This window comes from Aeromonas sp. ZOR0002, assembly GCF_963866995.1.
GTDB classification, from domain to species: domain Bacteria; phylum Pseudomonadota; class Gammaproteobacteria; order Enterobacterales; family Aeromonadaceae; genus Aeromonas; species Aeromonas caviae.
Genome location: NZ_CAWMFQ010000208.1, coordinates 1 through 10,662 on the forward strand (window position 1 = coordinate 1; position 10,662 = coordinate 10,662).

The 10,662-nt window shown below is 63.2% G+C and carries 8 protein-coding genes; 5 read left to right on the top strand and 3 right to left on the bottom strand.

Features of this window, described 5'->3' with window-relative positions; genetic code table 11:
- Nucleotides 1-53: 53 nt before the first annotated feature.
- From AACR77_RS12340 to AACR77_RS12350, 3 genes are all read left to right on the top strand, one after another.
- Nucleotides 54-2,141 (top strand): S9 family peptidase, encoded by a 2,088-nt coding sequence (locus tag AACR77_RS12340; protein ID WP_042881912.1) that lies wholly within the window; start codon nucleotides 54-56, stop codon nucleotides 2,139-2,141.
- A gap of 547 nt (nucleotides 2,142-2,688) precedes the next feature.
- Complete coding sequence (locus AACR77_RS12345; protein WP_042881914.1) at nucleotides 2,689-3,660, top strand: TAXI family TRAP transporter solute-binding subunit; 972 nt, start codon at nucleotides 2,689-2,691, stop codon at nucleotides 3,658-3,660.
- Between the two features lie 87 nt (nucleotides 3,661-3,747).
- Nucleotides 3,748-6,312 carry a TRAP transporter permease gene (locus AACR77_RS12350; protein ID WP_042881898.1) on the top strand — a complete coding sequence of 855 codons (2,565 nt, stop codon included), beginning with the start codon at nucleotides 3,748-3,750 and terminating at the stop codon, nucleotides 6,310-6,312.
- Between the two features lie 88 nt (nucleotides 6,313-6,400).
- Here AACR77_RS12350 and AACR77_RS12355 read toward each other — a convergent pair whose 3' ends face one another.
- The gene (locus AACR77_RS12355) at nucleotides 6,401-6,559 is read right to left on the bottom strand and encodes a hypothetical protein (RefSeq protein ID WP_005332188.1); all 159 of its coding nucleotides are present in this window, start codon (nucleotides 6,557-6,559) and stop codon (nucleotides 6,401-6,403) included.
- 172 nt (nucleotides 6,560-6,731) lie between these two features.
- On the opposite strand from AACR77_RS12355, the gene AACR77_RS12360 reads away from it, so the two are divergent.
- Nucleotides 6,732-7,358 carry a lysoplasmalogenase gene (locus AACR77_RS12360; RefSeq protein ID WP_039040401.1) on the top strand — a complete coding sequence of 209 codons (627 nt, stop codon included), beginning with the start codon at nucleotides 6,732-6,734 and terminating at the stop codon, nucleotides 7,356-7,358.
- A gap of 60 nt (nucleotides 7,359-7,418) precedes the next feature.
- On the opposite strand, the gene AACR77_RS12365 is transcribed toward AACR77_RS12360, so the two are convergent.
- Entirely contained in the window at nucleotides 7,419-8,972 is a 1,554-nt protein-coding gene (locus AACR77_RS12365) for a DHA2 family efflux MFS transporter permease subunit (RefSeq protein WP_042881900.1), read from the bottom strand.
- On the bottom strand, nucleotides 8,972-10,024 hold the full coding sequence (locus tag AACR77_RS12370; protein WP_039040403.1) for an HlyD family secretion protein: 1,053 nt from the start codon (nucleotides 10,022-10,024) through the stop codon (nucleotides 8,972-8,974). The genes AACR77_RS12365 and AACR77_RS12370 overlap by 1 nt, the downstream gene beginning before the upstream one ends.
- A 97-nt stretch (nucleotides 10,025-10,121) precedes the next feature.
- Between AACR77_RS12370 and AACR77_RS23155 the strand changes: the two genes are divergently transcribed.
- On the top strand, nucleotides 10,122-10,662 hold a 541-nt coding region (locus AACR77_RS23155; protein WP_231563228.1), incomplete at its 3' end, for a LysR family transcriptional regulator.

Sequence of the window (10,662 nt, forward strand, 5' to 3'; positions counted from 1 at the left end):
GCCAGCGCATAACGGATGGCCAGCAGATTGATGAGAGAGGCGAAGAGTCCGCCATGCCTACAAGCGATACTTCCACCCAGCCTGTCATTGTCCCCCCGGTGGCTGCCAAGCACCCCCATACCCTGAAAAAACACGGGGACACGCGCGTCGACAACTACTACTGGCTGCGTGACGACGAGCGGCAGAAGCCCGAGGTGCTGGACTATCTCAAGGCCGAGAATGCCTACACCGAGGCCATGCTTGCACCGATCAAGCCGCTGCGCGAGCAGCTCTACAAGGAGATGGTGGCCCGTATTCCCCAGCAGGACGAGTCTGTCCCCTATGTGAAGAACGGCTACCGCTATCAGACCCGTTACGAGCCGGGCAAGGAGTACGCCATCTACTCCCGCAGCAAGGTGGAAGGGGACGGGGCGCCCACCCTGCTGCTGGATGGCAACCAGCGCGCCGAAGGCCACGAGTTCTATGCCCTGGGGGCGCTCGAGGTGAGCCGCAACAACCGTTGGTTGGCGGTGGCGGAAGATTATCTCTCCCGCCGTCAATACAGGATCCAGTTCCTCGATCTGGAGAGCGGCGCCTGGGCCGCCGACACCCTCGAGAACACCTCCGGCAACCTGGTGTGGGCCAACGACAGCAAGACGGTCTTCTACGTGCGCAAGCACCCCAAGACCCTGCTGCCCTACCAGGTCTATCGCCACGAGCTGGGCACGGACCCCGCGAAGGATATCCTGGTCTACGAGGAGAAGGACGACTCCTTCTATGTGAGCCTCTACGCCACCACCTCGGAAGATTTCATCGTCATCTCCCTCTCCAGCACCACCACCAGCGAGGCGCGCCTCATTGATGCCAATGTGCCGGGCCAGACGCCACGCCTGTTCCTGCCCCGTCAGGTGGATCACGAATACAGCCTGGATCACTACCGTGGTCGCTTCTATGTGCGCTCCAACAAGGACGGCAAGAACTTCGGCCTCTATGAGACCAAGGAGAGCCCGGTGGATCGCTGGAAGGCGGTGATCGCCCCCAATCCGGACGTGCTGCTGGAGAGCTATGCCCTGTTCAGGGACTGGCTGGTGCTGGAGGAGCGCAGCCAGGGGTTGACCCGGTTGCGCCAGGTCAACTGGCAGAGCGGCGAGCAGAAGGAGATCGCCTTCGACGATCCCGCCTATGTCACCTGGCTTGCCTACAACCCGGAGCCGGACACCAGCGCCCTGCGCTATGGCTACTCCTCCATGACCACGCCGTCCTCCACCTATGAGCTCGACATGGACAGCGGCAAGCGGACCCTGCTCAAGCAGCAGCCGGTGGCGGGCTTCGTGCCTGCGCAATATGCCAGCGAGCGGCTCTGGATCACCGCCCGTGACGGCGTGGCCGTGCCGGTGTCGCTGGTCTATCGCAAGGACAAGTTCAAGAAGGCAGGGGGCGGTGCAGGCACCAATCCCCTGCTGGTCTACGGCTATGGCTCCTACGGCGCCAGCATGGACCCGGACTTCAGCAGCTCACGCCTGAGTCTGCTGGACCGGGGCTTCGTCTACGCCATCGCCCATATCCGGGGTGGCGAGGAGCTGGGCCGCACCTGGTATGAAGAGGGCAAGCTGCTCAAGAAGCAGAACACCTTCAACGACTTCATCGACGTGACCGAGGCGTTGGTGGCGCAAGGCTATGGTGCCAGGGATCAGGTCTATGCCATGGGGGGCAGCGCCGGCGGTCTGCTGATGGGGGCCGTCATCAACCAGGCGCCCCAGCTCTATCGCGGCGTGGTGGCCCAGGTGCCCTTCGTCGACGTGGTCACCACCATGCTGGACGAGTCCATTCCCCTCACCACAGGGGAGTATGACGAGTGGGGCAACCCGAACAAGAAGCGCTACTACGACTACATGAAGGCCTACAGCCCCTACGATCAGGTCAAGGCCCAGGCCTACCCGAATCTGCTGGTGACCACGGGGTTGCACGACTCCCAGGTGCAGTACTGGGAGCCAGCCAAGTGGGTGGCCAAGCTGCGTGAGTTGAAGACGGATGACAACCAGTTGCTGCTCAGTACCGACATGGAGGCCGGTCACGGCGGCAAGTCGGGCCGTTTCAAGGCCTATGAGGACATCGCCCTGGAGTTCGCCTTCATTCTGGAGCTGGCTGGCAGCAAGGCGTGATGGCCGGGCCCAAATGAAATCAGCTTGTTACCAAACCCCGTTCCGGCAGCCCCGGATCGGGGTTTTTGCATCTTGGCGACAAAAGCGTCATTAACGTCGTGTTTATGCTGTTCAGTAAGCACTTCGCAATATAACGGACCAGGTTTCTAATCCTTGCCAGTCAAGGGTTGCGAAAGAATCTGGGCGTGCTTTTTATTGCTTCCCTTTGATAGTTCATGTAATTAATCTGCCCTTGAGAAATTAATGATCCGCTTCAAACTTCTCGCTATTTAAATCCGCCATTTTGCTGTTTTGTTTGATTTATGTTGGTGTTATGTGCTTAATCGGGGCGTTAATGCTTTTGAACTGACCCGTTTCTGGTCAGATCACCTCCGATCGGCATGACGCTGATTATCTCACTGCAGGATGATGGTGGCTTCTGGAAGGGCGCGTGCCGCTCGACCATTTCCTCGTACGAGGTCGTATAGGCGAACCCAGTCTTGGTGCGGGTCTGTCTCATATTCTCCCGGGAAACGGGTGAAATAAATCAATGAAAAGGATGAAGAACATGAAAGGATTATCCTTGGCGTGCGCCTTGTCGGCGGCTCTGGTCGGTGTGTCGTTTGGTGGTCCGGTGCAAGCGCAGGAGCGCTTCGTGACCATAGGCACCGGCGGTCAGACCGGCGTCTACTACGTGGCGGGCCAGTCCATCTGCCGCTTCCTCAACCGCGGCGCCGCCGATCACCAGATCAAGTGCAACGCCCCGGCCAGTGGCGGTGGTGTTGCCAACGTCAACGGCATCCGCTCCGGCGAATTCAACTTCGGCATCATGCAGTCCGACCACCAGTACAAGGCGATGAAGGGCGTCGAGCCGTTCAAGGCCGAAGGTCCGATGGATGACATCCGCGCCGTCTTCTCCCTGCAGAGCGAAGTGTTCACCATCCTGGCCCGCAAGGACGCCAAGGTAGCCAGCTTCGACGACCTGAAGGGCAAGCGCGTCAACATCGGCAACCCGGGTTCCGGTCAGCGTGACACCTTCGAAGAGATCATGACCGTGAAGGGCTGGGACAAATCCGCCTTCAGCCTGGTCTCCGAACTGAAACCCGCCGAGCAGGCCTCTGCCCTGGGTGACAACAACATCGACGCCATGAGCTACTTCGTCGGCCACCCGAACGGCGCCATCCAGGAAGCCTCCACCACCACGGACACCGTGCTGGTGCCGGTCACCGGCCCCGAGATCGACAAGCTGCTGGCCGAGAAGAGCTACTACAGCAAGGCCGAGATCCCGGGTGGTCTCTACAAGGGCAGCCCGAACCCGACCCCGTCCATCGGTGGCAAGGCGGTGCTCTCCACCAGCGCCAAGGCTGACCCGAAAGTGGTCTACCAGCTGGTCAAGTCCGTGTTCGACAACCTGGACCGTTTCAAGCGCCTGCACCCGGCCTTCGCGGATCTGAAGGAAGCCGACATGATCAAGGTGGGTCTCTCCGCTCCGCTGCATGAAGGCGCGGTGCGCTACTACAAGGAACGTGGCTGGATGTAATCCGGCTGCGTCTTCGGATGTGCCCCGGACTCGCTCCTCCTTCGGGGGAGCGAGTCTCATTTATTGCAGTACCTACAGAGTCACACTATGCAGCAAACACAACAACAAGAGGCGTTCTCGGCCGAGGAGCTGATCGCCCAGGACGTCGGCGCCAGGCTGCCCGTCGGCCCCATGAGCTGGATCATCGCGGGTCTTGCGCTGATCTGGTCCCTGTTCCAGCTCTGGATTGCCTCGCCGCTGCCCTTCTCCCTTGGCATCGGCGTTCTCAACGACACTGAAACACGCTCGATTCACCTGGCCTTCGCCATCCTGCTCGCCTACCTGGTGTTCCCGGCCATGCGCAGCTCACCGCGAGACAGGGTTCCCCTTGCCGACATCGCCCTCGGCCTCGTCGGTGCCGCCGTCGCCAGCTATCTGTTCGTGATGTACCAGGAGCTTGCCCAGCGTCCCGGCAACCTGACCACCATGGACTTCGCGGTGGCCTGCGTCGGCATTCCGCTCCTGCTGGAAGCGGCCCGCCGCGCCCTGGGCCCGGCCCTGGCGGTCATCGCCATCGTCTTCCTGGCCTACAGCCTGGCCGGTCCCTGGATGCCTTCCCTGCTGGCCCACCGCGGGGTGAGCCTGCATGCGCTGGCCAACCACCAGTGGATCACCACCGAAGGGGTGTTCGGCATCGCCCTCGGGGTCTCCACCAGCTTCGTCTTCCTGTTCGTGCTGTTTGGCGCCCTGCTCGAGCGTGCCGGTGCGGGCCATTACTTCATCCAGCTCGCCTTCAGCCTGCTGGGTCACCTGCGCGGCGGCCCGGCCAAGGCGGCCGTGGTCGCCTCGGCCCTGACCGGCGTCATCTCCGGCTCCTCCATCGCCAACGTGGTGACCACGGGCACCTTCACCATCCCCATGATGAAACGGGTCGGTTTCTCCAAGGAGAAGGCCGGCGCGGTGGAAGTGGCCTCTTCGGTCAACGGCCAGATCATGCCCCCGGTCATGGGGGCTGCGGCCTTCCTGATGGTGGAGTACGTGGGTATCCCCTATGTGGAGATCATCAAGCACGCCTTCCTGCCGGCGGCCATCTCCTACATCGCCCTGCTCTACATCGTGCACCTCGAGGCGCTCAAGCTCGGGATGCAGCCCATCGGCAACCGTCAGCCGCGCCCCTGGCTGCGCCGCCTGACCGGCTTCGCCTTCGGTGCCGCCCTCATCAGCGGCCTCTCCATGGCGGTCTACTACGGTCTGGGCTGGCTCAAGCCGGTACTGGGTGACTATGCCCTGCCGGGGATCAGCGTGCTGCTGGCCGTCGCCTACCTGGGACTGCTGAAGATCGCCGCCAGCAACGCGCCGCTGCCGGCGGAAGACCCGGACAAGCCACTGGACGAGCTGCCCGAGACCCGCGCCGTGCTGCTCTCCGGCCTGCACTTCCTGCTGCCCGTGGTGGTGCTGGTGTGGTGTCTGATGGTGGAGCGCCTCTCCCCCGGGCTGTCGGCCTTCTGGGGGTCGGTGATGCTCATCATCATCCTGCTGACCCAGCGACCGCTGCTGAACTGGCTGCGCACCGACGGCAAGCATGACTACGGCTCCTTCACCGATGGCGTGGTGGACCTGCGCGAGGGGCTGATTGCCGGTGCCCGCAACATGATCGGCATCGGCATTGCCACCGCCACTGCCGGCATCATCGTCGGGGCTGTCTCCCAGACCGGCGTCGGCCTGGTACTGGCGGATCTGGTGGAGTTCCTCTCCATGGGCAACCTGCTGCTCATGCTGATCCTCACCGCGCTGCTGAGCCTCATCCTCGGCATGGGGCTGCCGACCACTGCCAACTACATCGTGGTATCGAGCCTGCTGGCGCCGGTGATCGTCACCCTGGGTCAGCAGAACGGCCTCATCGTGCCGCTCATCGCGGTGCACCTGTTCGTCTTCTACTTCGGCATCATGGCGGACGTGACCCCGCCGGTGGGGCTGGCCTCGTTCGCCGCGGCCGCCGTCTCCAAGGGCGACCCCATCAAGACAGGGATCACGGCGTTCTACTACAGCCTGCGTACCGCGGCGCTGCCGTTCCTGTTCATCTTCAACACGGATCTGCTGCTCATCAACGTGGACTTCGCCCACGGCGTACTGATCTTCTTCGTGGCCACCATCGCCATGCTGATCTTCGCTGCCGCCACCCAGGGCTTCTTCCTGGTGAAGAGCCGCTGGTACGAGAGCGTGCTGCTGCTGTTGGTGGCCTTCACCCTGTTCCGTCCTGGCTTCTGGATGGATCTGCTGCACGACCCATATCGCGACACCGCCCCGGCCGAGCTGGTCCAGACCATGGGGCAGGTGGAGGCCGAGAGCACCCTGCGCCTGCGCATGGAAGGGGAAGATGCGGTGGGCAAGTTGCGCCGCTTCACCGTGCTGCTGCCGGTGCCGGATGGCGCGAGCGGTGAGGATCGTCTGACCAAGCTGGGGATCCAGACCTATGAGCAGGACGGCAAGATCCTGATCGACACCGTCACCTTCGGCAGCCAGGCGGCCGATCTGGGGCTGGAGATGGATCAGCAGATCCTGAGCGTCAAGGCGCCCACCGAGCGCTGGCCCAAGGAGCTGATGTGGCTGCCGGGCTTCCTGCTGTTCGGGGCCGTGGTCTGGCTGCAACGCCGCCGGGTCGCTCGACCCTGATCATCACCCAATAAAAAACGGCGCCTTCGGGCGCCGTTTTTTATGCTGGGCCGTGATGCCGGCCGCTTCGGGCCATCAGTCCAGGGCATCAGTTGGACTGGGTCTGCTTCTGTTTTTGCAGTTGGTCGAGGGTCTGCTGCTCCTGCGGGCTGAGGCCAAGCTGCTCGCAGGCCTGTTCAAAGCTGATGCCAAGATGGCACATCATGATATCGATAGCGGGCAGGTAGTTGGTCATAGCATCTTCCATGGTGATCCTCCAGAGCTGTCTCTTATGCCCGAGGGCGGGGATGGGGGCAATTAGACTTTAGGTGTAGGGAGCCATCTGCTTCAGCCTCTGCCACTGGCCGGGGGAATTTGCTACTCTTGCGGGCACTAAAGAGGTTGCCGCCCCAGGGCGAGCAGCCGGTGAGGAGCAGGGCATGTTATTGAGTTTCTTGATCATCGCATCGGGCTGGTGGCACATCCGCGCGGCTTACGGCTCAGACTCCCGTCAGTTCTACATCAGCAAACCCCTGACCATGCTGTTCATCATCGCCCTGGCGTTTGGCTACCAAGGCGACGATCACAACGGTTCCCACGCCTGGATCCTGCTCGGTCTCTGCCTGTCGCTGGCGGGGGACGTGCTGCTGATGCTGCCACGGGATCGCTTCATCCAGGGGCTGGCGGCATTTTTTGTCGCTCACCTCTGCTACATCGTCGGTTTCGCCCAGGGGCCCCTGGTGCTCAAGCTGGTGGACGGCCTGCTGCTTCTGTTGGTGGCCGGCATGGTGTTCGGGCTCCTGTGGGGCCAGCTCGGCGAGATGAGGATCCCCGTCTTCTGCTACATGCTGGTGATCATCGCCATGGCCTGGGTGGCTGCCGGTGCCTGGCATGCCTCTCTCACTGCCGGCAGCGCCGCCGCCCTGGTGGGGGCGCTGATGTTCCTCTTCTCCGACAGCATGCTGGCGCTGGACAGATTCCGCCGCCCCTTCCCCCATGCCACGGCCTGGATCATGAGCAGCTACTTCGCGGCCCAATTCCTGATCGCCGCCTCCCTGGCGGGCTGACCGGCGGGCTGCCATGAAAAACGGGCCTTCTGGCCCGTTTTGCTATGTGATCCCCACCTTTCACGCCTCGACCGGTTCTGCGTCAGGGGCCCTCGGGGCCGGCTGCTTGAGCAGCAGCATCAGGGCGCTGGCGACGAGCAGGAAGATACCCATCACGTAGAACACCTGGTTGTAGGCCATGATGGCCGCCTCGCGGCTGATGGTGTTCGACAGCATGGCCCGGGCCTGCAACTGGGCCTGCTCCGGCCCGGCTCCCTGGGCCATCATGTTCTGGGCCAGCTGCATCAGATAGGCCTGCCCCTCGATGCTGGTGGCGGCCAGGGTGCTGCCGATCTGGCTGACATGAGTCCGGGTGTCGTTGTCGATCAGGGTGGCGATGATGGCGATGCCGAAGGCGCCCCCCAGGTTGCGCAGCACGTTGAGCAGGGTCGAGGAAGAGGGGATCTCGTCCGGCGTCAGGCTGGCGGTCGCCACCAGGGAGAGGGGCACCATGATGAAGGGCTGCCCCAGGGCCCGCACGATGAGGGACTGGATCAGCTGAGGCCCGGCGTAGTCGGCATTCATGTTCACGTTCATGAAGCAGCTGATGGCGAAGACCAGAAAGCCGAAGCTCACCAGATAGCGCGGATCTATCTTGTGGGTCAGCTTGGGCACCAGGGGGAGCACCAGCAACTGGGGCAACCCCATCCACATCAGCACCTCACCGATTTCCAGGGCGTTGTAGTTGTGGATCTGGGTCATGTAGAGGGGCAGCACATAGATGGAGCCCATCAACCCCATGCCGAGCACCAGGTAGGCGAAGCAGGCCAGGGCGAAGCGCGGGTTGTGCAGCAGCCGCAGGTTGACCAGGGGGTGGCGGCGCAGCAACTGGCTGATGACGAAGAACACCAGGGCCACCACCGAGATGACGGTGAGCCGCACGATGAAGCTCGAGCCGAACCAGTCCTCCCGGTTGCCCTCCTCCAGCACCACCTCCAGGAGGCCGAGACCCACCGCCATGGTGAGGATGCCGATGAGATCCACCCGCTTGATCACCTCCCAGTCCACCGGCTTCCTGTCCAGTCCGTGGGCCAGCATGGCCATCACCAGCAGGCCGGGCGGCACGTTCAGATAGAAGATGTAGTGCCAGGACATCTGCTCCGTCAGCCAGCCCCCCAGGGTCGGGCCGATGGCGGGGGCGAAGGTGGCGCACAGGCCGAACAGCGCCATGCCTGTGGCTCGCTTGTGCAGCGGCAGCAGGCTGACGATGAGGGAGAAGGCCATGGGGATCAGCGCCCCGCCGGTGAAGCCCTGCAGCGCCCGAAAGACGATCATGCTGGTGAGGTTCCAGCTGAATGAGCAGAGCACGGAGGCGACGATGAAGGCGCCCGTGGTCCACAGCAGGTAGCGCCGCACGCTCAGTCCCCGGCTCAGCCAGCCGCTCAGCGGAATGGCGATCATCTCCGCCACCAGATAGGAGGTGGAGATCCAGGAGCTCTCGCTCAGGGTGGCCGAGAGCGCCCCCTGAATGTCTTTCAGGGAGGCGTTGGTGATCTGGATGTCGAGGATGGCCATGAAGGCGCCGATGAGGCCCCCCATGACCGCGATCCAGTTGCGGCGTGGTATGGCGTCCATCAGTGGGCGGCCACCACGGGATCAGGGGTGCGGGTGTCGACGATCACCTCGGTGGAGAGGCCGGGCAGCAGCTTGCCCGCCAGGGCGCCCGGATCCGGGATACGGATCTTGACCGGCACCCGCTGCACGATTTTGGTGAAGTTGCCGGTGGCGTTCTCCGGTGGCAGCAGGGCGAACTTGGCACCGGTGGCCGGAGAGAGGCTGTCGATGATCCCCTCGACCGGTTGATCCGGATAGGCATCCAGGATCACCTCCACCTTCTGGCCCGGCTGCATGTGCTGCAACTGGGTCTCTTTGAAGTTGGCCTCGACCCACACCTGGCTCAGGGGCACCAGGCTGGCCACCTGCATACCGGACTGGACGTAGAGCCCTTCCCGCAGGCTGCGTTTGCCGATGATGCCGTCGGCCGGTGCTCGCAGCTCGGTGTAGCCGAGTTCCAGCCTGGCTTGTTCAAGCTGGGCCTCGCTCAAAGCCAGTCTGGCCTGGTTCTGCTTGGCTTCGGCATCCAGCACCAGCAGCCGCTCGCGGGCGGCCTGCAGGGCGGCTTTGGCCTCCAGTGCCTGGGCCTGGTTGACCTGCAAGCCGGCACGCACCTCGTCCAGGCTGTCCTGGGAGCTGTAGTGACGCTCATTGAGCTGGCTGACCCGGCGCACCTGCTGCTGGGCCCGGACCTGCTCGGCATTGGCCGAGCTGACTTTTGCCTCGGCCTGGCGGATGAGGCTCAACTGCTGGATACGGGTGGCGGCGAGGTTATCCGCCGTCGCCTGGTTGAGGTGCAGATCGGCCTCGGCCTCCGCCACCTTGGTCCTGTATTCGCGGTCGTCGAGCCGGGCGATGAGCTGGCCGGCCTTCACCGCCTGGTTGTCGGTCACCAGTACTTCGCTGATGTAGCCGGAGAGCTTGGAACCGATGCCGGTCACCTCGCTTTGCAGGTAGGCGTTGTCGGTGCTCTCGAAGTAGCGGCCATGCAGATACCAGTAACCGGCAAACAGCAGGCCGAGCAGGGCCAGCACCAGGGCGGCCAGCAGGGGGATCTTCTTGTGTTGACTCATGATATTGGTTTTCCTGAACTGTGGCGGGCAGGCTAACATCGTGCAACTGTTTCGATTAGTATCCATTCATGAGATATACAGTTTCACTGGTGAAACAATGGACCTGAATGCTGCCTTAATCCTCGTTCGTATCGTCGACAAGGGCTCCTTTACCGCCGCTGCCCAGGAGCTGGGCATGACCAAGGCGACGGTGAGCCGCCGCATCGCCGAGCTGGAGCAGCGTCTCGGCGCGCGGTTGCTCTATCGCTCCACCCGGCAGCTCACCCTGACGGAAGCCGGTGAACAATATTATCTACGCTGCAGCAAGGCGGTGGAGGAGCTGGCCCAGGCCGAGCTGATGCTCAGTGCCAGCCAGCAGGAGGTGACGGGGACCCTCAAGCTGGCGGTGCCCATCGAGACGGGACAGCTGGTGGTGGGCAGGCTGGTGGCGAACTTCCTGCAAGCCTATCCGGGCATGAAGGTGGAGCTGGAGCTGACCAACCGCATCGTGGATCCCATCAGCGAGGGGCTGGATGCCATCGTGCGGGTCGGCGACATGAGCGACTCCAACCTGGCGGCGCGGCGTCTCTGGAGCACCGAGCGGCTGCTGTGTGCCAGCCCGGACTATCTGGCGCGCCACCCGGTGATCCAGAGGCCCG